The sequence below is a fragment of the Rhizobium sp. LjRoot258 genome, from assembly GCF_964254185.1.
GTDB lineage: Bacteria > Pseudomonadota > Alphaproteobacteria > Rhizobiales > Rhizobiaceae > Rhizobium.
This window is the reverse complement of record NZ_CAXUST020000002.1, coordinates 1,156,137-1,180,644: the sequence shown is the minus strand read 5'-3', so window position 1 is coordinate 1,180,644 and position 24,508 is coordinate 1,156,137. Positions and strand designations below refer to the sequence as shown.

At 58.9% G+C, this 24,508-nt stretch carries 20 protein-coding genes; 9 read left to right on the top strand and 11 right to left on the bottom strand.

Features of this window, described 5'->3' with window-relative positions:
• Positions 1 to 6: 6 nt before the first annotated feature.
• Both ACSQ9D_RS26340 and ACSQ9D_RS26335 read right to left on the bottom strand, forming a co-directional pair.
• Positions 7 to 531, bottom strand: a complete 525-nt coding sequence (locus ACSQ9D_RS26340; RefSeq protein ID WP_436284788.1) for a DUF4142 domain-containing protein — start codon at positions 529 to 531, stop codon at positions 7 to 9.
• An 88-nt stretch (positions 532 to 619) separates the two neighbouring features.
• Positions 620 to 1,312: an RNA polymerase sigma factor gene (locus tag ACSQ9D_RS26335; RefSeq protein WP_436284787.1), complete on the bottom strand. Its 693-nt coding sequence runs from the start codon at positions 1,310 to 1,312 to the stop codon at positions 620 to 622.
• A gap of 252 nt (positions 1,313 to 1,564) precedes the next feature.
• Between ACSQ9D_RS26335 and gabD the strand changes: the two genes are divergently transcribed.
• From gabD to ACSQ9D_RS26315, 4 genes are all read left to right on the top strand, one after another.
• Positions 1,565 to 3,019 carry an NADP-dependent succinate-semialdehyde dehydrogenase gene (gabD, locus tag ACSQ9D_RS26330; RefSeq protein ID WP_436284786.1) on the top strand — a complete coding sequence of 485 codons (1,455 nt, stop codon included), beginning with the start codon at positions 1,565 to 1,567 and terminating at the stop codon, positions 3,017 to 3,019.
• 403 nt (positions 3,020 to 3,422) lie between these two features.
• Positions 3,423 to 5,372 (top strand): PrkA family serine protein kinase, encoded by a 1,950-nt coding sequence (locus ACSQ9D_RS26325; protein ID WP_037119014.1) that lies wholly within the window; start codon positions 3,423 to 3,425, stop codon positions 5,370 to 5,372.
• Between the two features lie 25 nt (positions 5,373 to 5,397).
• Positions 5,398 to 6,714, top strand: a complete 1,317-nt coding sequence (locus ACSQ9D_RS26320) for a YeaH/YhbH family protein (protein ID WP_436284785.1) — start codon at positions 5,398 to 5,400, stop codon at positions 6,712 to 6,714.
• A gap of 11 nt (positions 6,715 to 6,725) precedes the next feature.
• Entirely contained in the window at positions 6,726 to 8,267 is a 1,542-nt protein-coding gene (locus ACSQ9D_RS26315; protein WP_436284784.1) for a SpoVR family protein, read from the top strand.
• Between the two features lie 70 nt (positions 8,268 to 8,337).
• Here ACSQ9D_RS26315 and ACSQ9D_RS26310 read toward each other — a convergent pair whose 3' ends face one another.
• The 5 genes from ACSQ9D_RS26310 to gcl form a co-directional block, all read right to left on the bottom strand.
• On the bottom strand, positions 8,338 to 9,615 hold the full coding sequence (locus ACSQ9D_RS26310; RefSeq protein ID WP_436284783.1) for a DUF3422 family protein: 1,278 nt from the start codon (positions 9,613 to 9,615) through the stop codon (positions 8,338 to 8,340).
• Positions 9,616 to 9,915: 300 nt separating this feature from the next.
• Positions 9,916 to 11,187 (bottom strand): glycerate kinase type-2 family protein, encoded by a 1,272-nt coding sequence (locus ACSQ9D_RS26305; protein ID WP_436284782.1) that lies wholly within the window; start codon positions 11,185 to 11,187, stop codon positions 9,916 to 9,918.
• A gap of 17 nt (positions 11,188 to 11,204) precedes the next feature.
• The gene (locus ACSQ9D_RS26300; RefSeq protein ID WP_436284781.1) at positions 11,205 to 12,089 is read right to left on the bottom strand and encodes a 2-hydroxy-3-oxopropionate reductase; all 885 of its coding nucleotides are present in this window, start codon (positions 12,087 to 12,089) and stop codon (positions 11,205 to 11,207) included.
• Between the two features lie 5 nt (positions 12,090 to 12,094).
• On the bottom strand, positions 12,095 to 12,910 hold the full coding sequence (gene hyi, locus ACSQ9D_RS26295; protein WP_436284780.1) for a hydroxypyruvate isomerase: 816 nt from the start codon (positions 12,908 to 12,910) through the stop codon (positions 12,095 to 12,097).
• A gap of 23 nt (positions 12,911 to 12,933) precedes the next feature.
• A complete protein-coding gene (gene gcl, locus ACSQ9D_RS26290) occupies positions 12,934 to 14,718 on the bottom strand; it encodes a glyoxylate carboligase (protein WP_436284779.1) in 1,785 nt (594 codons plus the stop codon).
• Between the two features lie 222 nt (positions 14,719 to 14,940).
• Between gcl and ACSQ9D_RS26285 the strand changes: the two genes are divergently transcribed.
• The 3 genes from ACSQ9D_RS26285 (at position 14,941) to ACSQ9D_RS26275 (ending at position 16,968) form a co-directional block, all read left to right on the top strand.
• The gene (locus ACSQ9D_RS26285; RefSeq protein ID WP_436285179.1) at positions 14,941 to 15,465 is read left to right on the top strand and encodes an AAA family ATPase; all 525 of its coding nucleotides are present in this window, start codon (positions 14,941 to 14,943) and stop codon (positions 15,463 to 15,465) included.
• A gap of 615 nt (positions 15,466 to 16,080) precedes the next feature.
• A complete protein-coding gene (locus tag ACSQ9D_RS26280) occupies positions 16,081 to 16,371 on the top strand; it encodes a hypothetical protein (RefSeq protein WP_436284778.1) in 291 nt (96 codons plus the stop codon).
• Between the two features lie 171 nt (positions 16,372 to 16,542).
• Positions 16,543 to 16,968 (top strand): hypothetical protein, encoded by a 426-nt coding sequence (locus ACSQ9D_RS26275; protein WP_436284777.1) that lies wholly within the window; start codon positions 16,543 to 16,545, stop codon positions 16,966 to 16,968.
• A 141-nt stretch (positions 16,969 to 17,109) separates the two neighbouring features.
• On the opposite strand, the gene ACSQ9D_RS26270 is transcribed toward ACSQ9D_RS26275, so the two are convergent.
• Entirely contained in the window at positions 17,110 to 17,571 is a 462-nt protein-coding gene (locus ACSQ9D_RS26270; RefSeq protein ID WP_436284776.1) for a MarR family winged helix-turn-helix transcriptional regulator, read from the bottom strand.
• A gap of 282 nt (positions 17,572 to 17,853) precedes the next feature.
• Complete coding sequence (locus ACSQ9D_RS26265) at positions 17,854 to 18,735, bottom strand: NmrA family NAD(P)-binding protein (protein WP_436284775.1); 882 nt, start codon at positions 18,733 to 18,735, stop codon at positions 17,854 to 17,856.
• A gap of 544 nt (positions 18,736 to 19,279) precedes the next feature.
• Between ACSQ9D_RS26265 and ACSQ9D_RS26260 the strand changes: the two genes are divergently transcribed.
• Positions 19,280 to 20,449: an adenylate/guanylate cyclase domain-containing protein gene (locus ACSQ9D_RS26260; RefSeq protein WP_436284774.1), complete on the top strand. Its 1,170-nt coding sequence runs from the start codon at positions 19,280 to 19,282 to the stop codon at positions 20,447 to 20,449.
• A 532-nt stretch (positions 20,450 to 20,981) separates the two neighbouring features.
• The gene (locus ACSQ9D_RS26255) at positions 20,982 to 21,800 is read left to right on the top strand and encodes an IclR family transcriptional regulator (protein ID WP_436284773.1); all 819 of its coding nucleotides are present in this window, start codon (positions 20,982 to 20,984) and stop codon (positions 21,798 to 21,800) included.
• A 42-nt stretch (positions 21,801 to 21,842) separates the two neighbouring features.
• Here ACSQ9D_RS26255 and guaD read toward each other — a convergent pair whose 3' ends face one another.
• Together guaD and ACSQ9D_RS26245 are read right to left on the bottom strand one after the other, a co-directional pair.
• Positions 21,843 to 23,189: a guanine deaminase gene (guaD, locus tag ACSQ9D_RS26250; protein ID WP_436284772.1), complete on the bottom strand. Its 1,347-nt coding sequence runs from the start codon at positions 23,187 to 23,189 to the stop codon at positions 21,843 to 21,845.
• A complete protein-coding gene (locus ACSQ9D_RS26245) occupies positions 23,186 to 24,421 on the bottom strand; it encodes a urate hydroxylase PuuD (protein WP_436284771.1) in 1,236 nt (411 codons plus the stop codon). Before ACSQ9D_RS26245 ends, guaD begins: the two co-directional genes overlap by 4 nt.
• Between the last annotated feature and the right edge of the window lie 87 nt (positions 24,422 to 24,508).

The window sequence follows — 24,508 nt, the reverse complement described above, 5'->3', positions numbered from 1 at the left end:
TATCTCCTATTTGAGCTCGGCAGCGACGTGCTCGGCGTGCTGCTGGTGGCCTTGGAAGACTTTCAGACCGGTTTCGAGCAGTTCCTTAAGCTCGGCATTGCTCGCCGACGGGATCAACAGCGTCTCGAGAGCGCCATTGACCTGCTTGTGGTAGGCCACCTCGTTGGCGACATAGGCCTTGTCGAAGCTCGCGCCGTTGAGCGCGGCCAGTTTGGCTCGCTCGTCGGTCGCAGCCTTGGTCAGCGTCTTGCTCGTGTCATTGTCCTCTGGCGTAACCTTGAGCTTCTTGACCAATGCGAGAGCCTGCGTATTCACGGCCTCATGATCTCGCACCATGTCCTGAGCGAAGGCGACAACCGCCTTGTTTTTGGATTTCGAGATCGCAAGTTCTGCTGCCTCTACGTCGATGACGCCGGCCGTATAGGCGATATGAGCGATCTGCGCGTCCGTCGGCTTGTCTGCAGCCCATGCCGACGGCACAATTCCAAGCAGGCAAAGCGCGGTCAGGGTGGCAATCTGTCGAGTATGCATAGGAACCTCCTTCGCCCGAACCGGCAAGGCCGGGCGTTATTGTCTGGAACGAAGATTGGATGCCGGTCCGACCGTTAGGTTCCCGCGGTTACTCGGGAAAACCAAGACGGCTCATCACCGCGCTCGTCAGACGCTCGCAACGGCGGCCGGCAAAGGGAAATGCGGAAAGGAGCACGGGACCGATCTGCTGGTCGAGGCGCTCGCGCACCAGACGCCTGGCACGATGCAGCCGGGTCTTGACGGTTTGCGCCCGTATGCCAAGCAGCGCCGCCGTCTCCTCGACACTCAGCCCCTCGATGACCCTGGCGACAAAGACCGTTCTGTAGATATCGGGAAGAGCGTCTGTTGCCTGCTCGACCAGTTGCAAGATTTGCCGTTGCGCCATGGTCCGCTCCGGATCGCCGGTGTTGTCGACAGGGAATTGGACGATCGTCGCTCCACCGCTCTGGTTGGCGGCGTTCGCAACGCCCGCGCTCCGCCGCTTTTTGCGCAGCCGCGCCAGGGCTTCGTTAATCACAATGCGCGATAGCCAGGTCGCAAGCGACGAGTCTCCCCGGAAGCGATTAAGATGTGCAAATCCCAGCACATAGGCTTCCTGAACAACGTCCTCCGCCTCGCTGTCGTTGCGAACGATGCTTCTTGCGAGGCGATAGAGCCTCTGATTGTGTGCCTTCATGATTGCGCGAAACGCATGGCGATCGCGGGCGACCGCGCGGCGTGCCAGCTCGACATCGGCCAGCGTATCGAGTGCTTCGGCCCTATCGGTTCGAATGTGCGACATCTTCATCTCCTTAGCATGGCTTTAGATGGAGCTCGATGGAGAAGGTTCCCGAAACTCATGCGCCCGTGCTGGGAGCGGCGAGACGCGTTGCCATGACACATGGCAGCCTGATCGATGTTGGCGCGTTGGCCGCGCCCGTTTTTCGGTGAACGCGTTTGACACAGCGCAAAAGGATGCCGACATTGCCTCAATGGCTTCACCGAAGCGGCCGCGGGAATGGACCCGATACGGTTTCTGGATGGGATGGACACTATGAATCTCAAGGACCCCACACTCTTTCGTCAGGCAGCCCTTATTGGCGACAGATGGATCGAGGCCGATCCGTCGAACGCGATCGAAGTCAACAATCCGGCGACTGGCGAAATCATCGGCCGCGTACCGAAGCTTGGCGCGGCGGAAACAAATGCCGCGATCGAGGCGGCACGCGTTGCCCAGAAGGGGTGGGCGGCACGCACCGCCAAGGAACGGTCTGCGGTGCTGCGCCGCTGGTTCGAACTGATGATCGAGAACAAGGAAGATCTCGGTCGCATCCTGACGCTGGAACAGGGCAAGCCGCTTTCCGAGGCGATCGGCGAGATCGTCTACGGCGCAAGCTTTATCGAATGGTTCGCCGAAGAGGCCCGCCGCATCTATGGCGACCTGGTGCCAGGCCACCAGCCCGACAAGCGCATCATGGTGATGAAGCAGCCAATCGGCGTGGTGGCCGCAATCACCCCCTGGAACTTCCCGAACGCCATGATCACCCGCAAGGCGGGGCCCGCCTTTGCTGCCGGTTGCGCCATGGTGCTAAAGCCGGCCAGCCAGACGCCGTTCTCGGCCATTGCAATTGCAGTGCTCGCCGAGCGGGCGGGGCTTCCTGCCGGATTGTTTTCTGTCATCACCGGTTCGGCACGTGAAATCGGCGCCGAGATGACCGCCAATCCGACTGTCCGCAAGTTGACCTTCACAGGTTCTACCGAGATCGGCGCCGAGCTCTACAAGCAGAGCGCTGCGACGATCAAGAAGCTCGGGCTGGAACTCGGCGGCAATGCACCCTTCATCGTTTTCGACGACGCTGATCTCGATGCCGCCGTCGAGGGCGCGCTGATCGCCAAGTTCCGCAACAACGGCCAGACCTGCGTGTGCGCCAACCGGCTATACGTGCAGGATGGCGTCTATGATGCTTTTGCACAGAAGCTTGCGGTGGCGGTCGGCAAGTTGAAGACTGGCAATGGCTTCGACGAGGGGGTCATTCTTGGGCCACTGATCGATCAGCCAGCACTGGAAAAGGTCGAGGAGCACGTTGCCGATGCGCTCGCCAAGGGCGCGAGCGTCATGCGGGGCGGCAAGCGCCATGCGCTCGGTGGCACCTTCTACGAGGCGACGGTGCTCGCCGACGTCACCAAGGAGATGGCGGTCGCCCGCGAGGAGACCTTCGGGCCGGTGGCGCCGCTCTTTCGCTTCAAGGACGAGGCCGACGTGATCGCCCAGGCAAACGACACCGAGTTCGGCCTGGCCTCGTACTTCTATGCCAAGGACCTTGCCCGCGTTTTCCGGGTGGCGGAGGCGCTGGAATACGGCATGGTTGGCGTCAACACCGGATTGATCTCGACGCCAGAAGCACCGTTCGGCGGCGTCAAGCTCTCCGGCCTTGGCCGCGAGGGTTCAAAATACGGGATCGAAGAATTTATCGAGATCAAATACGTCTGCCTCGGCGGTATCGGTTGAACGCCTGAGGCTGGCGCGAGGCGGCAATCCTTACGCTCTTTTGCTATGGACGACAGGGGGTTTGAGGCTGCTGTCCATCGCAACGCGCCAAACTGGAGTACGATTTTATTCGTCGACGTAGCACTGTACCGACCGAAATGAGGATGTTCATAGCGAGAGCGTGATTACCTTAGCCATGGTTATTGCACGTCTTTCGTGCCATATTAGTCATCAGCACTGTTCAACATTTGAGTCGCGATCTGGCGCGAAAATGGAGACGATGAGATGCTACATGGCCATCCCGAGCCAATTTCGAATTCCTGTAAGTCTTTGAAGGAACGAATATTAGGTTGTGCCGTTTTTTCAGTGAGCGCGCCGACAGGGCGGCAATCCCGTCTTAATCAACCGGCCGCGGGAGAACATCATGCAAAAGGGTGAAAGCGACGTCTTTGATCTTTTCTCGGAAATTTACACAAGCGCCGCGCAAGAAGAACTGAGCCTACAAGAATACCTACTAGCCTGCCGCGATGACAAAAGCCTTTATGCGACCGCGCAAGAGCGAATGGTCGAGGCGATCGGCGAGCCGACGCTGATTGATACGAGCGCCGATGAGCGGTTGGGCCGGATTTTCGCCAACCGCACAGTCAAGATTTATCCGTCCTTCGCTGATTTCTACGGCATGGAGGATACCATCGAGCGGATCGTCGGCTACTTCAGATACGCCGCGCAAGGGCTCGAGGAACGCAAGCAAATCCTCTATCTCCTTGGGCCTGTCGGGGGCGGCAAGTCGTCGCTTGCCGAGCGCCTCAAAAGGCTCATGGAGCAGCGCCCGATCTACACCCTGGCCGTCAATGGCAAAATCAGCCCCGTCTTCGAATCTCCTCTCGGCCTCTTCCATCCGGAACGGATGGCGGGTCTCTTGGAAGACAAGTACGGGATTGCGCGGCGCCGTCTCACGGGCCTGATTTCGCCTTGGGCAACGAAACGGCTCGACGAGATTGGCGGCGATATCTCGAAGTTCAGCGTCGTCAAGCTGACGCCCTCCCGTCTGCGACAGATTTCGATCGCCAAGACCGAGCCTGGCGACGAGAACAACCAGGATGTGTCTGCGCTCGTCGGCAAGGTGGACATCCGCCAGCTCGAACATTTCAGTCAGGCCGATCCGGATGCCTATTCCTACAGTGGCGGACTAAACAGGACGACACAAGGGCTCCTCGAGTTCGTCGAAATGTTCAAGGCGCCCATCAAGGTATTGCACCCGCTGCTGACCGCCACGCAGGAAGGCAGCTATAACGGCACCGAGAACTTTGGCGCCTTCCCGTTCCAGGGGATTGTCGTCGCTCACTCCAACGAGTCCGAGTGGCTGCAATTCAAGAACAACAAGAACAACGAGGCATTCCTGGACCGCATCCTCGTCGTCAAGGTGCCGTATTGCCTGCGGGTCACCGAGGAGCGGCAGATCTACGAGAAGCTGCTTCGAGAGAGCGAACTGGCAAAGAGCCCATGTGCCCCCGAAGTGCTCGAGAATCTCAGCCGCTTCACGGTTGCAACACGCCTCCACCTCCATGAGAACTCACCGCTCTACACGAAGATGCGCGTGTATGACGGCGAGAACCTGAAGGACACCGATCCCAAAGCCAAGTCGGTTCAGGAGTATCGCGATGCAGCCGGCGTTGATGAAGGCATGACCGGTATTAGCACCCGCTTCGCCTTCAAGGTTCTTTCAGAAACCTTCAACTACGATACCAAGGAGGTGGCCGCCGACCCAGTGCATCTGATGTACATCATGGAACAGGCAATCCGACGCGAACAGTTTGCCAAGGAAACCGAGGCGCGCTACCTCGATTTCATCAAATCGGAGCTTGCTGCGCGTTACGCAGAATTCATCGGCCATGAAATCCAGAAGGCCTACCTGGAATCCTATAGCGAGTATGGCCAAAACCTGTTCGACCGCTACATCGCGTACGCTGATGCATGGCTGGAAGATCAGGACTTCAAGGACTACGACACCGGCCAAATCCTCAACCGCGAAATTCTCGACAGCGAGTTGTCGCAGATCGAGAAGCCCGCCGGCATCGCCAATCCGAAGGACTTCCGCAACGAGGTCGTGAAGTTTACGCTTCGCGCCCGTGCTAGGAACCATGGGCGCAATCCCTCCTGGACGAGCTATGAAAAGCTTCGCGAAGTGATCGAGAAGCGCATGTTCGGCCAGGTCGAAGATCTCCTGCCGGTCATCAGCTTCGGCTCCAAGAAGGACAGCTCGACGGAAAAGCAGCATGCCGAATTTGTCCAGCGCATGACGCAGCGTGGCTACACGGTTCGCCAGGTCCGGCGGCTGGTCGATTGGTACATGAGGGTCAACAAGGCCGGTTGACGATGCCGAACCTGGGGATTGGCAGATGCCGAATTTCATCGACCGCCGGCTCAACCCGAAGGATAAGAGCCTCGGCAACCGGCAACGTTTCCTAAAGCGCGCCCGCGACGAGCTCAAGCGGGCAATCAAGGAACAGGTCAAGTCCGATAAGATTGCCGACGTGGATGCTGCCCATGGCGTCCCGATGCCGAAGCGTGGCGCAGGAGAGCCGACCTTTCAGCCTGCCTCCGGCAGCGGTGAGCGTGAGTATATTCTTCCGGGCAACAAGGAATATATGGCCGGAGACAAGCTGTCACGACCGCAAGGCAGTGGCGGCGGCGGAGGCCGCGGCGCCGGCCGCGGCGAGAGTGAGGATGATTTTCAGTTCATTCTATCCCGGGACGAGGTTCTCGACCTTTTCTTCGAGGACCTTGAGCTGCCCGATATGGTCAAGCTGAACCTGAAGGAAACGGTGACCTACAAGCCGCACCGCGTCGGCTTCAGCACGGCCGGTACGCCCACCAACATCAATGTCGGGCGCACCATGCGCAACAGCTACGGCCGCCGCATCGCCTTGCAGCGACCGAGCGAAGCGGCGGTGAAAGCGCTTGCGGACGAGATCGCCGCCCTGGAATCCGAGGAGAATCTGTCGGTGCCGAACCGGCGGCGCCTGCAGGCGCTGCGCGAGGAACTGGAGCAGTTGGAGCGCAGGCGTCGGCGCATTTCCTATGTCGATCCGGTCGACATTCGCTTCAACCGCTTCGAGCGGCAGCCGCTGCCCAATGCCAGCGCCGTGATGTTCTGCCTAATGGACGTTTCGGCATCGATGGGCGAGCGTGAAAAGGATCTTGCCAAACGCTTCTTCGTGCTGCTCCACCTGTTTTTGACCCGCCGCTACGAGCGGATCGATATCGTCTTCATCCGCCACACCGACGAGGCGCGCGAGGTCGACGAGGAGACGTTCTTCTACAGCAAGCAGAGCGGCGGCACGGTGGTTTCCACGGCCCTTGAGGAAATGCTTCGTGTGATCGAGGAGCGGTATCCGGCGCATTTGTGGAACATCTATGCCGCTCAGGCTTCGGACGGCGACAACATCAGCGGCGATTCTGAGCGTTGTGCGGCACTGCTGCGCGACCACCTGATGCGTCTTTGCCAATATTATGCTTATGTCGAGATCATCGACGAGCGCGAAACGGAGATCTTTGGAACAACCGACAACGGCACGTCGCTGTGGCGCGCCTATCGCACCGTCGATGGGGCGGTGCCGAATTTCCAGATGACGCGGATCTCCAGACCAGCAGATATCTATCCGGTTTTCCGCAAGCTCTTTAGCCGACAGCCTGCCATGCGCACGCGCAAGTAAGGGACGACCGAATGGCGAGACGCTCGAGTTCAGGCCTGCTGTTTGACGGTTCCGACTGGAATTTCGCGACCCTTTCGCGCGCATACGATGCCATCGAGACCATTGCGCTCGATGAGTTGGGATTGGACGTCTACCCCAACCAGCTGGAGATCATCTCCTCGGAGCAGATGCTGGACGCCTATTCCTCAGTCGGCATGCCGCTGATGTACCAGCACTGGTCCTTCGGCAAGCACTTCATCTTCGAGGATCACCTGTATCGTAAGGGACAGCGCGGTCTCGCCTATGAACTCGTCATCAATTCCAATCCCTGCATCACCTATCTCATGGAAGAAAACACCATGGCGATGCAGGCGCTCGTGACCGCGCATGCGGCGTTCGGCCACAATCATTTTTTCAAGAACAACTATCTGTTCCGCCAATGGACCGACGCCGGCGCCATTTTGAGCTACATGGACTTCGCCAAGAAATACATTGCCAAGTGCGAGGAACGGCATGGATTGAGCGCCGTTGAGGCGATCATCGATTCCGCCCACGCCTTGATGGACCAAGGCGTCTTTCGCTATCGTCGCCCGCCGCGCCTTTCCTCCGAAAAAGTCAGGGAACGCGCCCGCGAGCGACTGGAATATGAAGAGCAAACCTACAGCGATTTGTGGCGCACGCTACCACTGGCAGCGGAACATCGTAATCCGGAGGATGCCGAACGCGACGCATCGGAACGCAAGAAGGTTCTCAACCTTCCAGAGGAGAACCTGCTCTACTTTCTCGAAAAGCACAGCCTCATCCTCGATCCCTGGCAACGGGAAATTCTTCGGATCGTGCGCGTCATCGCGCAGTACTTCTATCCGCAGCGCCAAACCAAGGTGATGAACGAGGGCTGTGCGACCTTCGTGCACTACACGATCATCAACCGGCTCTTCGATCAAGGCAGGATCAGCGAAGGGGCGATGCTGGAACTGCTGAAGAGCCACTCCAATGTGGTGTTTCAGCCAGCCTTTGACGATCCCCGCTTTCCGGGCATAAACCCCTATGCCTTGGGTTTCGCGATGATGCAGGATATCGAGCGCATCTGCATGGAACCGACGGCGGAGGATCGCGACTGGTTTCCCTCGTTTGCCGGCAATGGCGATTGGCGCGGAACCTTGCTTGACGCCTGGGCGAACCACCGGGATGAGTCCTTCATGCTGCAATATCTAAGCCCGGCAATCATCCGCAAGTTCCGATTGTTTCTGCTCTCGGATCGCGCCACCGACAGCTATTGCGAAGTAGCCTCAATCCACAACGAACGTGGCTATTCCACGATCCGCTCCGCGCTTGCCCGCAGCTACGATGTCGGTGCCAGACAGCCTGATATCCAAGTGATCGACGTCGACCTACTTGGCGACCGACAGCTTCGTCTGCAACATAATGTCAAGAACGGCATCCTTCTGGAAGAAAGCACCCGTGATGCCACGCTGGGTCACATTCGCCACCTCTGGGGCTACGACGTCAGCCTGAGCGGCGTCGATGCTGCAACCGGCAGCGTTCTTTACGAGTGCTCGACAGACGAGACCTGACGCGCGACGTTGGTTGTGGCCGGCGCAGGTAGGCCTGACCGGATTGCCGCATCTTGCACGGCGCAAAACGTCAATGCTTGTCCTCTTCGGCATGTCTTCGCCGGATGCTTCGCACGACGAGCCACATGCCGGCAACGACGATCGGAACGGAAAAGCCGGTCAGCGTCTCGGGAGAGACCTCGAAGCCAACATTGTGTGCACCTTTTGCCACATAGCCGAAGAGCCCGACGACATAATAGGAGATTGCCGCCACCGAGAGGCCCTCCACCGTCTGCTGCAGACGTAACTGCAGCTGGGCCCGACGATCCATCGAATTTAGCACCGTCGTATTGATACGCTCGAGTTCGACGTCGATCCAGCTTCGCAACAAAGCTGTGGCCCGGGCCAGCTTGCGCGAAAGGTTGGCCTGACGCTCCTCGACCGACTGGCAGGTTCGCATGGCCGGAGCCAGTCGCCGCTCCAGGAAAGAGCCAAGCGTCTCGCTGCCGGGCATCGCGGTCTCTGCGAGCGCGCGAATGCGTTCCTGAACAATGTCATAATAGGCGCGGCTGGCTCCGAACCGATAAAGGCTGAGCGCCGCGTTCGCCTCCAGCTCGGCCGCCAGACGCGTTATCTCCGAGAGCATCTGATCCGCCTCCTCGCGAGCGTGCAGCTTCATTCGCTGCGTAATTGCGGTCAGGCCGGACTCGATCTGGCGGATTTCAGGCGAGAGCGACTGCGCAAGCGGCAGGCCCACCATTGCAAGCGTGCGATATGTCTCGATGTCGAGAAGGCGCTGGACCAGTGCACCGCGCGCGCTGTCCGACATACCGCGATCGATGACCAAAAATTTCGTCAATCCGTCGCCGTCCTGGCGGAAATCGGTAAGGATCGTCGCCTGGCCGTTTCTCAGTTCGCTCCGGCAAAGGCTGGTCGGATCGAAGACGGATATCTCCTGCGCGGTATCAGGCGTGTCAGGCCGGATTTCCAGACGAATCCCTGATATGAAGGGGCCTGGCGGCGAAAAACTGTCACCGAAGGGGTGAACGGCGATCGGCGCACCAAACCTTTCCGGAGCCGGGCAGTCCCAAAAGTAGGTTGAAAACTCAGTGTGGCGTTCCCAGCGCAGCGTACCCTGGCCCCAGCTTATCGCATGATGACTGGTTTCGCGGGCGGGCGGAGCAACGCCGCTGGAACGGGAAAGATCGGCAAGCATCTCGTGGTCGTTGTCGCCCGCGCTCTCCGTCAGAAAGGCCAACTGGAATATGACACGTGGCGCCTGAACGAGCGCATAGGGTCGCGCATGAATTTCCCCTAGGGCACGTAGTCGAAGATCCGCAGGCGGAAAGCCAAAGCTTCCTTGCGTCATGCGTGAATTCCTTTCGATGGCGGGTTTTCCGGTAATCGATACCGATGCTGCGAGCGAGCTGGGCTCGGGAGGAAACTGAACAAGCTGGATTGGTCGCCTCCTTTCGGCGGCAACGCATTCTAACACCCCTTGCCAACCCGCAAGGAGATTTCGGATATCCATGATGATGTCCCCACATCGGCCCCTCAGCCGACGGCATGCAAGCATCTCGTCATATGCCTGTCCAGCGCGATCCGTCCGCGCGACTGTTTGCCACAGGTCAGCCGAAGCAAGCCGCGGGCAATGCATCCGCAGTGAAATCTAGCGAACGAGGATCGCCCGGAAGTCGTTGACATTCGTGCCTGTCGGTCCGGGCTTGAAGATATCCGAAAGCGCATTGAAGGCCGTCCAGGCATCGTTTCGATGGAGGTGTTCTGCGCCATCCATCCGCAGCTGGCGCAGTCGCGCGATGGTCTGCCCATCTGCGAAGGCGCCGGCATTGTCTTCTGAACCATCGATTCCGTCGGTATCTGCCGCAAGGGCGCAGATACCTTGGACGCCGTCGATATCAAGGGCAAGAGACAGCAGGAACTCGCTATTGCGTCCGCCCCTGCCGTCGCCCCTGATGGTCACGGTCGTTTCGCCGCCGGACAGGATGACGACCGGCTTGGCGAAGGGGCGGCTCTTGGTCGCGACTTCACGGGCGATTGCCGCATGTACCCGCGCGACTTCACGGGCTTCCCCTTCGATCGCGTCGGAGAGGATCACGGCATGGATGCCGGCAGCGCGCGCCTGCGCGGCCGCCGCTTCCAAGGAAACGGACGCCGAGGCGATCAGCCGGACGTCATTTCGCGCAAAAGCGGGATCTTCCGGTCTGGGAGCCGCCGCGGCATCGCTTACGAGCCAGGCCATCACCCTCTCCGGCAACGACAGATTATACCGTTCGATGATCCTGAGTGCGTCAGCCTGGGTGCTTGCGTCGGCTATTGTCGGCCCCGAGGAGACGATGGCCGGATCATCACCGGGAACATCCGAGACGACCAGCGATACGACCCGGGCGGGATAGGCTGCGGCGGCAAGCCGCCCGCCCTTTATAGCAGACACATGCTTTCGAACGGTGTTCATGGCGCTTATCGGCGCACCGCAGGTAAGCAAGGCGCGATTGACGGCGGCCTCCTCCGCCAGCGTCAGATCACCGGGCGGCGCGGGCAGCAATGCGGAACCGCCGCCGCAAATCAGCGCCACGACCAGATCGTCAGCTGTCAGACCGCTGACGTCGCTGAGCAGTCGTTGCGATGCCTTCGCGCCATTGAGATCGGGGACCGGGTGGGCGGCCTCGAGAACATCGATGCGCTCGCATTGCACTCCGAAGCCGTATCGAGTGACGACGGCCCCGCTCAAGGGGCCGTTCCAATGCTTCTCGAAGGCATGCGCCATCTGCGCGGCGCCCTTCCCCGCCCCAACGACGACCGTTCGGCCGAAAGGCCTTGCGGGAAGGTTGGCTGCGATGGCAGCATCCGGATCAGCCGCCTTGACGGCCGCGCCGAAGAGTGATGCGAGAAACGTACGGTTATCATCCTCAAGCGCTGCCATCCTTGTTTCCCTGCCCATCAAGCCACGTTGTGGTTCGCCATGCGCTCCAGCGCACGCACCAGGCCGGAGTGATCGAGACCGCCGTCGCCATTGGCCGCACAGATATTAAAGAGTTCCTGCGTCGAAGCCGTATTCGGCAGCGAAATACCAAGCGACTTGGCGCCCTGTAGTGCCAGGTTGAGATCCTTCTGGTGCAGTGAGATACGGAAACCCGGATCGAAGGTGCGCTTGATCATCCGCTCACCATGCACTTCGAGGATACGCGAGGAGGCAAATCCGCCCATCAGGGCCTCACGCACACGGGCCGGATCGGCGCCCGCCTTGGATGCAAAGACAAGGGCTTCGCAGACCGCCTCGATGGTCAGCGCGACGATGATCTGGTTGGCGACCTTGGTGACCTGCCCATCGCCACAATCGCCGACCAGCGTAATGTTCTTCCCCATCAGCTTGAACAGCGGCAAAGCGCGGTCGAAGGATTCCTGAGTACCGCCGGCCATGATGCTGAGCGTCGCATTTAGCGCGCCAACCTCGCCGCCGGAAACCGGCGCATCGACGTATTCAGCGCCGGTCGTGCGGACCTTGTGGGCGAACGCCCTGGTCTCGATCGGCGAGATGGAGCTCATGTCGATCACCAGCTTGCCCTTGCCAAGGCCATTGACGACACCGTTTTCCCCGAAGAGCACATCCTTGACCTCCGGCGTGTCCGGCAGCATCAGGATAATTGTGTCGGTCGCTTGCGCCAGCGCCTCGGGCGTCTCGACGAACTCCAATCCGTTGCCGATGAGCTCCTGGCGTGGCGGAATGGAAAACTTCGAGGTGACGATCTTATGGCCGGCATCTTGAAGGTGGCGCGCCATTGGCGTGCCCATGATACCCAGTCCGATGAAACCGATTGTTGCCATCTGGCTTAGCTCCTGATCTTGCTGATGTCTGCCGATTGCGTCAGCCGGTGCTCGATGCCGAACCAACTCAACCCTTCTGCGGTCGTCGTACGCGGCTTGTATTCGCAACCGATCCAGCCGCCGTAGCCAGCTGCCTCCAGCGCATCGAAGACGACGGGATAGTTGATCTCGCCTGTGCCCGGTTCGTGCCGCCCTGGATTGTCGGCGAGCTGAATATGGCGGATCAGCGCCGCATGGCGCTGATAGGTGCCAATCAGTTCGCCCCTGGTGCGTTGCTGGTGATAAAGGTCATACTGGATAAAGAGATTGTCGCTGCCGACGTCCTCGATCAGGGATGCGGCCTGTTTAACGGTTTCGAGATAGAAGCCGGGAATATCGAAGCGATTGATCGGCTCGATCAACAGTCGAATGCCGTGCTTTCCCAATTCGCCTGCGGCGAAGGTGAGGTTGGCGATGAAGGTCGTGCGCAAAACGTCCTCGGAAAGTTCTGCCGGCGCAATGCCAGCGAGGCAGTTGACCTGCCGGCAGCCAAGCGCCGTTGCATAGTCGATTGCGCTAGCAACGCCTCTCCTGAACTCATCGATGCGGTCCGGCAGGACTGCGATCCCGCGCTCTCCACGCGACCAATCACCAGCCGGCAGATTGTGCAGGGCCTGTATCAGGTCGTTCTCGTCCAACGCTTGGCGTAGCTGCGCCTTGTCGAATTCATAGGGAAAGAGATACTCCACGCCTTCGAACCCGGCTTTGGCGGCCAGCGCGAAGCGGTCGAGGAACGACACTTCGTTGAAGAGCATGGTCAGGTTTGCGGCAAAACGCTGCATTCGGTTCCTCCTCGGCAATAGGCTCAATCCAGAAACAGGGTGATGGCGGTCGGAGCATCCTCACCGCGAGCGGCAAGCTCCTCGAATTCAACAACCGCGTTGATATCCGTGCCCATGGCGATATTGGTTACTCGTTCCAGGATGAATTCGATGACGACAGGAACCTGGAACTCCTCCATCAGCGCCTTTGCGCGACCGAAGGCATCGGCGAATTCGTCTGCGCTGCGAACCCGTATCGCCTTGCAGCCCAATCCTTCAGCGACAGCCACGTGGTCGACGCCGTAGCCCCTCTCGGCGTCGCCGGTTGCGTTGATGTTGTCGAAGGCGAGGCTCACTTCGAAATCCATGTCGAAGCCGCGCTGCGCCTGACGGATCAGGCCGAGATAGGAGTTGTTCACCACCACGTGCAGGTAAGGCAGCTTGTGCTGGGCGCCGACCGCCAACTCCTCGATCATGAACTGGAAGTCGTAGTCACCAGACAAAGCGACGATTGGACGCTTCGGATCGGCCGCACGGACGCCGAGAGCTGCCGGCAGCGTCCAGCCAAGCGGCCCCGCCTGCCCGCAGTTGATCCAATTGCGCGGCTTGTAGACGTGCAGGAACTGCGCGCCGGCGATTTGGCTGAGCCCGATTGTGGTGACATAACAGGTCTGCCGACCAAAGACCTTGTTCATCTCCTCGTAGACACGTTGCGGCTTCAGCGGGATTTGATCGAAATGCGTCTTACGCAGCATCGTGCGCTTGCGCTCACGGCATTGCTGTACCCAGGCCGACCAGTCGCGGAGCTTTCCGGCAGCCTTCCATTCTGTCGCGACATCGAGGAACAGTTTAAGGGCGGCGCCTGCGTCCGAGACGATCCCGAAATCGGGTGCGAAGACGCGACCGATCTGCGTCGGCTCGATATCGACATGAACGAACTTGCGTCCCTCGGTATAGGTCGAGACATTGCCAGTGTGGCGGTTTGCCCAGCGATTTCCGACGCCCAACACGAAGTCTGAGGCAAGCAGAGTGGCGTTACCATAACGGTGTGAGGTCTGCAGACCGCACATGCCGGCCATCAAAGGGTGGTCGTCGGGGATCGCGCCCCACCCCATCAATGTCGGAATGACGGGGACGCCGGTAATCTCCGCGAATTCGACCAGAAGGTCGGAAGCGTCGGCGTTGATGATGCCGCCGCCGGCGACAATCAATGGCCGCTCGGCCTCGTTCAGCATGGCAATGGCCTTCTCGGCCTGTGCCCGCGTCGCTTCGGGCCTGTACGGCCGTAGCGGCGAATAGGTTTCCGGATCGAAGTCGATCTCGGCCAGTTGGACGTCCAGCGGAAGGTCGATCAGGACGGGGCCTGGACGCCCGGAGCGCATGATATGAAAGGCCTTTTGAAAGACGAAGGGAACAAGCGCCGGTTCCATCACGGTGACGGCCCATTTCGTGACGGGTGCTGCGATCGAGGCAATGTCGACGGCCTGGAAATCCTCCTTGTCGAGACGTGCACGCGGCGCCTGACCGGTGATGCAAAGGATCGGAATGGAGTCGGCGGAAGCCGAGTAGAGGCCGGTGATCATATCCGTTCCCGCCGGGCCCGACGTGCCGATACAGATGCCGATATTGCCATGCTCGGCGCGGGTAAAGCCCTCGGCCATGTGAGACGCGCCCTCGACGTGGCGGGCAAGGATATGGCGGATCGATCCGCGCGCCTTCAGGGCCGAGTAGAATGGATTGATCGCTGCCCCCGGGACGCCGAAGGCGCAATCGACCCCCTCCTTCTCCAGCACGTGGACGGCAGCGTCGACAGCACGCATCTTGACCATGATCATTCCTCCCTGTTTCGATGAGACGATAATCCACAAGGAGAGATTGGCAATTATTTTTTGGGAATAATTCCCGCACTATGGAAATAAAGATCTTCAAGATTTTTGGCATAATCGGTTTCGAACTGAGTGTGCCTAAATGAAAGAGCGCGTCATTTCCAATTCGACCAGGAATTCTTCCCAATTTCCGATAAGGGGTTTCTCAGTCCGCTGGTCTAGGAAATCGATCCTATTTGCCCAAAGACTTGCGACTGCGCCGCCTCCCCAACATTTCTTTGGCGCACTTCCTCATCGAAACCGTCGAGATGCCGTGGTGGTGCTGGGAGCATTATCCGTATAAGCCGAGCACTGCGCGACAAGAGGCAGCCGATATCGCGGACGATCGAAGCCTTCCTCTTGCAAGCGTTGGAGACGTCAGAGTCCGACTACGCCGCTCATAAGGATGCGAAAGCCTGGACATTCTTCGATCGTGGCCTCGTAGATGCAGCAGTAGGCCTACAGCATCTTACCGGCAGTGACATGACGGCGGTTCTCAACAGCTATCGCTACCATCGAGTGGTCTTTCTGACACCGCCCTGGCGAGAGATCTACGAAGGTGATCCCGAGCGCCGACATAGCTTTGACGACGCCGTCGCAGAGCATGGCAGGCTCGAAGCAACCCTCCCCTTATTTGGCTATCAGGTCGTGGTGCTGCCAAAAATCGATGTCTTCAAACGCGCCGACCTAGTCCTTAGCATTTTGGCTTGACTGAGTTCCTTTGTGTCGAGACGAAACGCACGGTCCTGCCGCTGCCCCTGGAACAGTCCTGTTGCGTGTATTTTTCCTAATAGTGTGACTCATGAATTTTCGCCGTTTTGTTGCTCCGCCGTGCGCTCGTTCAATCCCCTTGTGCACAAGCGTTCGGCCTAGACGAAGCACCGCAAACACATCGGCCCGAACTGTAACGTCCTCCCGAACTCGAGCCACTGACTGAGCTATAGCTGCTTATGTATGGGGGATATCGTGTTATGCCGCGGCCGCAGATTGGCGTGAACCCGATCACAAGTCATCTGGCGCTTGTTGGGGGGTGCAGCACGCTCGCGGGCGGCGTGGCCTACTGAGCGATAGGGGGCGTTTTTCTACGCCGCGTCAAAAAGCGATCAAGAAGCCTATGCTCAAGAATCGCCCGCCGGAGGGTTACCAGTATGTGTATCGCCCCCCCTTAAGGCTCACTTCGCGCACTAAATTTCGCCAAGCGCATAAAACTGTCGATAACTCCGACCGCACCGTTTATTAGCAATGCCTAAATCTGATACGCTGCCTTCGTCTTGGCAGTTAACGGCTCTATCGAACGACACGGAGGCTGGTTTGCGGAAGATTGCAGTGAACGAGGACTACCTCGGCACGGGGCCTGCTGAGAACAGCGTGCTTCTGAGGGGAGCAGTGTTCGATAACGTTGGCACTCGACACTCCGCTCCTCCGCATCTCCTCGACTTCTTTTTCATCAAATATGCCCTCAAGACTCTCTGCCGCGAGAACGGGATCGTGCGGGATAGGAAGGCGACGGTTGAGGTCGCGGCACTGTTGATGGCTCTCGTCAAGGAGGGCGCGCGTTGCGAAGAGGAACTTGTAGACCGGGCGCGCCAGAGGTTGTCCGAGGCGAGTGTCCACTAAATCAGCGCCAGCAGTCCCGAGTTCGCCCTCGCGTCTTCAGAGCACAATTCAAAGCTAGTGCGAAGCGTGCTGCAGCACAATCAACAGTCGCAAATTGACTTGACAGTCGGTTCATTCAGGTGCCGAGTCTTTCTGGTGCATTTCGCGCACCGCACAACCAGGGAGGAAGCCATGGAAGACATGAGTCGTCGGTCTGCACTGGCACTTGGTCTCGCGGCCGCCGCCGCGACGCCTCTGTTGGGGCTGGTAACGCCCGCGAGAGCAAGGGACTATGGTCCAACTGAAGGGACGGAGATGGCTCCCGGCGTTCGAGTTGTAGACGTGGGCACCTGGAAGTCAGATGATATGACCGGGATCAAAAGCATCAGCGTAGTCGACGTAGTATTTCAGCCTGGGGCTAAAGACATCGAATCGGTCATGGAGCAGGATATGATTTGCCATATCACTGCGGGTGAGTTCACGATTAAGAAGGCCGACCGGGAATTTAACGTCAAAGAAGGCGAATACTACACATGCGGAAAGGGTAAGACGGACCACGCCACGAACATAAGCAATGTAGTGGGTGTTCATCGAGTCGCTATTCTAATGCCTGCGTAAGCGTACGGTTGTTCGTGCGTGCGGACTCAAATCAAGGGCCGCATTCCACCCTATTGCGGCCCTTCCGGATGGTGTCATTTGTGGCGGCTTCGGGCCCAGCCGATAGAGCGATGCACGAAAATCTGACGAATCGAAGGAAGTTCAGTCTTCGGAAGAGGTCGTCGCCATGCCGCCGACTGCGATTTCTCTCAGTCCCTGCCGCAGCGTTGCGACGTTTGCTGCGCCATTCAACTGCTCGAATTCTAGCTGCGCCTTCTCCCAGAGCGGCTGCGCGCTCTTATGCAGGCGACGACCTTCATCGGTGAGTTCAACAATACGAACCCGGCCGTCCGCGGGTGACGGCTTGATCGTGACGAACCCGTCGCGTTCCAGGAAGCCAACCATCTTTCCCATCGCAGTCCGCTCGATGTCGAGCCGTTCGGCAAGAGCGTTGACAGCGGCACCGTCAGCCTCGTCGAGAGCCGCCAGTGTCAGGAACTGCGTGATACGCAGCCCGACGGGCTCAAGATGGCCGTCGTAGAACCGCGTGATCTGTCGGCTCGCCTTTCTCATGGCGGAGCAGTTACATTGATCGATTCCAAGCGGTTGGTTCGCCGACAACATCTCGTTTTCCTTTCAAATCCTATTCATCGCCCCGTACCGCGAGGCGCGAAGTCCTGAGGTCTCCGCACCTCGTGGCCTGCTGCTGGTGGTGTCTCCGCCATCTTAGCGTTTAGAGCAACCCTGGCGGCGGTGATGTAGCCGGGCACCTCGGCTGCAAGCGTGCTCTTCAGCAGCGCGGTTCCCTCGTCGGCCATGATCTCGCTCTTGCCAGCGGCGAGCGCGTCATACGGGTGACGTTCACCTTGAGTATTCGCCGGTTCAGACTCCTTGCCTTGACCGTGCTCACGCGAAGGCGGCGCGATTGTTGGCGATGAATTGCTGGACCGAGAGTGCCGGCGTTCCGGTGATCTTCTCGACCGCATCGTTCGTGCCCGCGAAGATGCCATCACGATAGTTCTGGGCGACTTCGATCAGGTGCTGCACGAGGAAAGGCGGGAACTTGTAGAGATTTTCCATCTTGTCCTTGAACGCTTCGATCGAGGTTGGTGCATATTCGATCTTCGCGCCAAGGACCTCGCTGATGACGGCCGCGATCTCGGTGTGGTTCATCTCGACCGGGCCATGGAGCGGGTAGATTTTGCCTTCATGGCCGCGCGGATCAGCGAGAACATGGGCAATCACCCGACCTTGGTCATCGGTGGCGATGGGCGCATGACGACCGTTCTCAAACGGGAACTCGATCTTCTTCTTGCTCCAAATCTCCTTCGCAAAATGCGGATAGACGAGCCAATCGGCAAAGAAGGTCGGGCGGAGATGCGTCGTCGGGACACCTGACCAGTCGAAGACCCGCTCGGAGACCCAATGGTCCTGGGCCGCGTGGCTCGCCGACTCCCGACGCGCCGAAATCTGCGACATGTTGACGATTGCCGTGGTGCCCGCTTCCTTCGCGGCCTGTGCGAAATTGGACGCAGCACCAAGAATCCCCGGCGCGATCGGATGCAGGAAATAGGCAGATCGGATGCCTTCCATGGCGGCCCGGATGTCATCGATGTTGGTGAAGTCCCCGACGGCGATATCAACTCCCCGCTGCCTAAGGGCCGTCGCCCGCTCATCGTCCGAGCGCACGTAGGCCCGCACTCTTTTGCCCATCTTGAGCAATTCATCGATGGCGGCACCTCCCGTCCGTCCGGTCGCACCACTTACAAGTATCTCAGCTTGGCTCATAACCTTACTCCGTTCTCATATGAGAGCATATGCTCTTACTAATTCGCATGTAGGAGCATATACTCTTAATGTCAAGATACTTTCTATTTCGTCCTTTGCTCCCGGCCGAACAGCCGGCGGGGATAGGGATTCTTTGTCGGCGGGTTCCGGCTTCTCGGGTATCGGTGCGACATCTTTCGGACTCGTTGTTCGGGAGGGCATTCGTATCGTTCGTTCCCATGCCGAAGAGCAACTTGTAATCCTTGGGTGCGAGGGGTGGCTGGAAGCCGCGCTGACAAAACAGCGCCGGCGAAGATCGGCGGCGTTGCGAGAGGGTCCTAGAAACCGCTCTGGCTATGACTGCGCTTGCCGTGCAAAATCTACGCCTCACCATCTCGTTGGCATCGCCCCTCACAGGGCTCTGAAACCTCAAAAACTCATCCTGCGCGCGGACGAGGATCTGAGGCTTGCCTTCCGGCGCTAAGTTATCGCTGAGCGGTTTATGGCAAGACGGCCGACGTCTTTAGCACTATCCTCGATCTTAGGGTTCGCAAGGAATTCCCAAATGTGCGAGATGCAGAAACTGGTTGACTGGATCATCGGCAAAGGCCTGTCATCGGACAGTATCGACGAGATCTTGAAGGGTGTCGCGCAAGCTCTGCTCCGACTGGGATACCCCCTAATCCGAGCCTCAATCGCCATGCCATCTATCGATCCCCTACAGCGAGGTTTCTCGGTCACATGGTCGCGCTCAAGCATTTCGGTGGAGATTCAGGGGCATGGCGACGCAGGCGAGGAAATGTTTCGGCGATCGCCGATTTCACACCTCCTGTCGAATGATCTTCTATACGGTCGCTGGAAGCTACCTTCAGAAGCATCCCAACCCTTTCCGCTACTGCAAGAACTCGCTAACGATGGAGCGACCGACTATGTGATGAAGCTCATCGGCTTTCCTGAAGGAACCGCCCTCGGTGGTGTCGGATTCTCTTTGGCAGGTGACGGTCCTACCGGCTTCTCTGATGGACAAATCGCCGACCTGGACAGGTTTTTGCCCGCCCTTGCGCTTGCCTGCTACCGGATTGCAGCACTGCGTGTCGCCACGGATATGCTCGCCGTCTATACCGGTAGCCGTACGAGCGGCCGGATACTCAACGGACAGACGCAGCGTGGCGACGGAACGGCTATCTACTCCGCTATCCTGCTCGCCGACCTCAAGGATTTCACGTCGCTCAACGAACGCTATGCGCCTGATCGTATCGTGACATGGCTAAACCAGCATTTCGAGGTCATAGGACAGCCGGTGGAGCAGGCCGGCGGAGAGATTCTGAAGTTTATGGGCGACAGCCTTCTCGCCATTTTTCCGGCAGAGATTGATAATCCGACCGATGGATGCGAACGAGCACTTGCGGCAGCCAGGAAGGCGATGGACGCCAATGACACGCTCAACTGGAATCGGGTCGACGCTGGGGAGCCGGCGATCCCGATCGATATCGTCCTCCATGTCGGCGAGGTGTTTTACGGCAATATCGGTTGCACTCGCCGCTTGGATTTCACAGCGATCGGCAAGGCCGTCAACGAAGCAGCTCGCATGGAGAAGCTGTGCGACAATGTCGGTCGTAATCTATTGGCATCCGCGATGTTTGTATCGCGCGTTCAGGCTGATTTCGAAAAGGTCGGCAGCTTTGCGTTGAAAGGCGTAGCGAAGCCTGCCGAGGTCTATGGATTACCAAGGTGAATCCCGACTCGCTTCGCGAACACGCGCTTGCCGGTTTGCTCCTGATCGAGCGCGATACGTGTATCGCTCCCGAAGTGACATCTCCGGCCTTTTCGAGAATCGCCGTGCGGCTCCCCTTGGTATGCAAGGGCAACTTCGTAAAAACGAACAATGCGTTTTGGTGGTCCGGATCTGTCACGGGCGCCAAACCTCGGCTTCTTGCGTTCTCTACGACCAGAACGGTACAGACAACATCCGCGAAGTCACGTCCTCGCTCAGCCATGGGTTCTCCGAATTCACCAGGGCGGCGATCGAATCTCGAGTCGTCCCCGTAGCAATCTTTTCATCCGGTTTTCGCAAAGTCCGGCCTTTGCCGGGCTTTTCTTGTGCTCTACAACGCTTGGCCTGAAACCGAGCATTTCTCATCCGTATTTTTTCGCGAAACCTCGAAGTTCTTTCGATACGAGTGATTATATTTCAATGGCTTACGCGAAAGCAATGGAAGAATTTTATCGTGCTATAAGAGCATGGGCGATGCCGAATATGGGAGCTGATGATGGAGGTTAAAGCCAAGCGCGGACGAAAGGCGGGCGAGAATGCAGCCCCCGCTTCTGTTCAGGTTCTCGATCGCAGCCTTGTGCTGCTTTCGATCGTTGCCGAGGCCGATGGATCGACACTGACGGCGCTATCGGACAAGACCGGCATGGCGACCTCAACCGTGCACCGACTGCTGACATCGCTCTCAGCCCACGGCATGGTGATCAACGACAGTGACACGGGCCTGTGGACCATCGGCCTGCGTGCCTTCGAGATCGGCAATGCCTTCCTGCGCAATCGCAAGGTCGGCATCATCAGCAGGCCGTTTCTCAAGCGGCTCATGGAAGAGAGCGGCGAGACGGCAAATATCGGCATCGAGGACGACGGGAACGTCGTGTTCATTTCGCAGATGGAAAGCCACGCGCCGATGCGAGCGTTCTTTCGGCCCGGCCGACGCGGGCCGATCCACGCCTCGGGCATCGGCAAAGCTATTCTGTCGACGTGGTCGGACACGGAAATCGGACAGCTCTTGTCCGGCAGAACGCTCGAGAAGTTCACCGACAAGACGGGAGATACCCTCCCTGCCCTTCTTCGAGACATTCAGGAGATCCGCCGTCGCGGCTGGTCGCTCGATGATGAAGAACACACGGTCGGGATGCGCTGCGTGGCGGCTCCGATCTTCAACGAATACGGTGAAACGATTGCCGGAATCTCGATATCGGGCCCCTCGGTGCGCGTGACTGACGAGAGGGTAGCAGTGTTTGGGCCAATGGTACGCGACAGCGCCGATCGCCTGACCAGCGCCATGGGCGGCAAGCGGCCCGAGGAATTGTAACCGCCTTGGCCAAGCAAAAGTGCTGGCCGAGGCGCTAACGCATCACACCCTCAGCAATGGCTCGGGTCGCTTTTGCTGCTGCGGCCGCCGAACCGGGTGCTTGCGCGCTTTGCCCGCGACATAAACCTCGGCAACGCATCGATCGTCACCCATCGTCTGCATCACAAAAAGCTCCTCCACCAGGGACGATGCGATCTGCATGCGCAATTCCATCGAGGGCTTGGCGCAGCTGTCAAGGACGACAAGATCGGCATCGGCGCCGACATGAAGAGAACCGATCCGGTCATCAAGGCCAAGCGCACGCGCATTGCCGAGCGTCATCATGTAAAAGGAATTCAGCGGTGAAAGCCGCTGTCCCTGCAGGTGAAGCACCTTGTAGGCCTCGTCCATCGTCTCAAGCATGGAAAAACTCGTGCCCGCCCCGACATCCGTGGCAACCGAGTATCGCGCACCAGCCCTGTCGAACCGGTCGCGATCGAAAAGACCACTTCCGAGGAAGAGATTCGAGGTTGGACAGAACACCCCGACCGCGCCGGTCTCCGCCAGAACCGAGACCTCGCGCTCGCTGAGATAAATGCAATGCCCGAGAAGGGTCCTACGCCCCAGAAGCCCGTATTGGGCATAGATATCGGTATAGTCCTTCGCTTGCGGATAGAGCGAGGTGGCGAAGGCGATCTCGTCCCGATTTTCCGAAAGATGGGTCTGCACGTAACACTCCGGATGCTCTAAAACGAGTGTTCTACTCACCTCCATCTGCTCCGGCGTCGAGGTAATCGCGAAACGTGGACTGATCGCGTAATGCGCGCGGCCGCGGCCATGCCACTTGTCTATCAGCCGCTTTGTCTCGTCATAGCCCTGCTGCGGCGTGTCGCGAAGTTTCTCCGGCGCATTGCGGTCCATCATGACCTTGCCGCCGATCATCAGCATGCCGCGCTCCTGCGCTGCGGCAAAATAGGCATCGACGCTCTCTGGATGGACGGAGCAATAAGCAACGGCGGTCGTCGTGCCGTTCGATAGCAGTTCATCCATGAAGCGGCGGGCAATCAGCGACGCGTGTTCGGGCTCGGCGAACTTCTGTTCCTCAACGAAAATGTAGGTATTCAACCATTCCAGCAATTGCGCACCGTAGGAGGCGATCGCCTGGGTTTGCGGGAAGTGAAGGTGCGTGTCGATGAATCCGGGCACGATGAGATTGGGGCGGTGGTCGACGCTCGTTCCATCGCCCGACATGCTTTTGCTGACATCCGAATAGTGGCCAAAGCCTGCGACTTTGCCGTTGCGCACCAGGACGGCGCCGTCCTCGAAGTATCGCAACGCCGAAGTGTCGTCGACGTGCTGCGGCTCGTCGACAAATGTCAGCACCCGCCCGCGGATAAGGATCTCTGTCATTCTGCACTTCCTTGCTTCGTGGCCGCCTCGTACCAGGCAACGAGCAGGCGCCGCTCGTCATCGGAGATGGCTGTGACGTTGGCGGGCGGCATGGCATGGGAGCGGCCCGCTTCTAGGTAGATCTCGCGCGCATGCGCGGCGATCTGGTTATCCGTGTCGAGGATCACGCCCTTGGGGGGCACGAGGATGCCCTCCCAGCCCGGCTCCTTGGCATGGCACATCGAACAGCGGCCGAGCACTGTGTCGCGCACCTTCGGGAAGGCCTCGGCAGCCAGGAACGGCTTTTGCGCCTCTGACACCCGCTCAGGTTCACCCGTCAGAAGCTTTGGCACCGTCGACAGCCACATGATGGTGATGAAGATGAGGACAGTGACGAGCCATGTCCAGGTCGGGTTGCCAGCGTTTGCGTGTCGGGTGTTGAAGTAGTGCCGGATGGTCACGCCCATCAGGAAGACGAGGGAGGCGATGATCCAGTTGAATTGCGTGCCGAACGCCAGGGGATAATGGTTCGACAACATCAGAAAGAGAACAGGCAGCGTCAGGTAGTTGTTGTGCGTCGAGCGCTGCTTGGCCTGCTTGCCGAGTGCAGGGTCCGGAATGCGACCGGCAATCAGGTCGGCGACGACCTTCTTCTGGTTGGGAATGATGATGAAGAAGACGTTTGCCGACATGATCGTCGCGGTAAAGGCGCCGAGATGCAGGAAGGCAGCGCGCCCGGTGAAGAGTTGGGTATACCCCCATGCCATGCCCACCAGCATGAAATAGAGCAACACCATCAGCCGCGTGTTGTCGTTGCCGAGCGGCGACTTGCAGATCAGGTCATAGACAATCCAGCCAAGCGCAATCGATGCAAGGGAGATGCCGATCGCGACGGATTTGGAGACGTCGAGCACATGCGGATCGATCAGGTAGAGGTCCGCACCTGCATAATAGAGCAGGCAGAGCATGCCGAACCCTGAGAGCCAGGTGACGTAGGATTCCCATTTGAACCAGATGAGATGCTCCGGCATATTTGATGGCGCTACAAGATATTTCTGGATGTGATAGAAGCCGCCGCCGTGGACCTGCCACTCCTCGCCATAGGTACCCACCGGCAGATCCGGACGCTTGCGCAGCCCAAGGTCGAGGGCGACGAAGTAGAAGGATGAACCGATCCAGGCGATCCCAGTGATGACATGAAGCCAGCGGACGGCAAATGTCAGCCAGTCCCAGGCGATGGCGTATTCGTACATTGAACTCTCCCTGTTTGGGAGACTCTTGCCATCGCCGGACCGTCGCCGAAATGCCGGTTAATTCTCAACACTTTCAAAAAAATCTAT

Coding starts and splice junctions, on each gene's coding strand:
- guaD (WP_436284772.1), bottom strand. CDS start 23,189: ATGACAGAGATCCTTATCCGCGGGCGGGTGCTGACATTTGTCGACGAG.
- ACSQ9D_RS26270 (WP_436284776.1), bottom strand. CDS start 17,571: ATGTTGTCGGCGAACCAACCGCTTGGAATCGATCAATGTAACTGCTCC.
- ACSQ9D_RS26245 (WP_436284771.1), bottom strand. CDS start 24,421: ATGTACGAATACGCCATCGCCTGGGACTGGCTGACATTTGCCGTCCGC.
- hyi (WP_436284780.1), bottom strand. CDS start 12,910: ATGCAGCGTTTTGCCGCAAACCTGACCATGCTCTTCAACGAAGTGTCG.
- ACSQ9D_RS26275 (WP_436284777.1), top strand. CDS start 16,543: ATGGAAGACATGAGTCGTCGGTCTGCACTGGCACTTGGTCTCGCGGCC.
- ACSQ9D_RS26265 (WP_436284775.1), bottom strand. CDS start 18,735: ATGAGCCAAGCTGAGATACTTGTAAGTGGTGCGACCGGACGGACGGGA.
- ACSQ9D_RS26315 (WP_436284784.1), top strand. CDS start 6,726: ATGGCGAGACGCTCGAGTTCAGGCCTGCTGTTTGACGGTTCCGACTGG.
- gcl (WP_436284779.1), bottom strand. CDS start 14,718: ATGGTCAAGATGCGTGCTGTCGACGCTGCCGTCCACGTGCTGGAGAAG.
- ACSQ9D_RS26255 (WP_436284773.1), top strand. CDS start 20,982: ATGATGGAGGTTAAAGCCAAGCGCGGACGAAAGGCGGGCGAGAATGCA.
- ACSQ9D_RS26340 (WP_436284788.1), bottom strand. CDS start 531: ATGCATACTCGACAGATTGCCACCCTGACCGCGCTTTGCCTGCTTGGA.
- ACSQ9D_RS26305 (WP_436284782.1), bottom strand. CDS start 11,187: ATGGCAGCGCTTGAGGATGATAACCGTACGTTTCTCGCATCACTCTTC.
- gabD (WP_436284786.1), top strand. CDS start 1,565: ATGAATCTCAAGGACCCCACACTCTTTCGTCAGGCAGCCCTTATTGGC.
- ACSQ9D_RS26310 (WP_436284783.1), bottom strand. CDS start 9,615: ATGACGCAAGGAAGCTTTGGCTTTCCGCCTGCGGATCTTCGACTACGT.
- ACSQ9D_RS26260 (WP_436284774.1), top strand. CDS start 19,280: ATGTGCGAGATGCAGAAACTGGTTGACTGGATCATCGGCAAAGGCCTG.
- ACSQ9D_RS26335 (WP_436284787.1), bottom strand. CDS start 1,312: ATGTCGCACATTCGAACCGATAGGGCCGAAGCACTCGATACGCTGGCC.
- ACSQ9D_RS26325 (WP_037119014.1), top strand. CDS start 3,423: ATGCAAAAGGGTGAAAGCGACGTCTTTGATCTTTTCTCGGAAATTTAC.
- ACSQ9D_RS26300 (WP_436284781.1), bottom strand. CDS start 12,089: ATGGCAACAATCGGTTTCATCGGACTGGGTATCATGGGCACGCCAATG.
- ACSQ9D_RS26320 (WP_436284785.1), top strand. CDS start 5,398: ATGCCGAATTTCATCGACCGCCGGCTCAACCCGAAGGATAAGAGCCTC.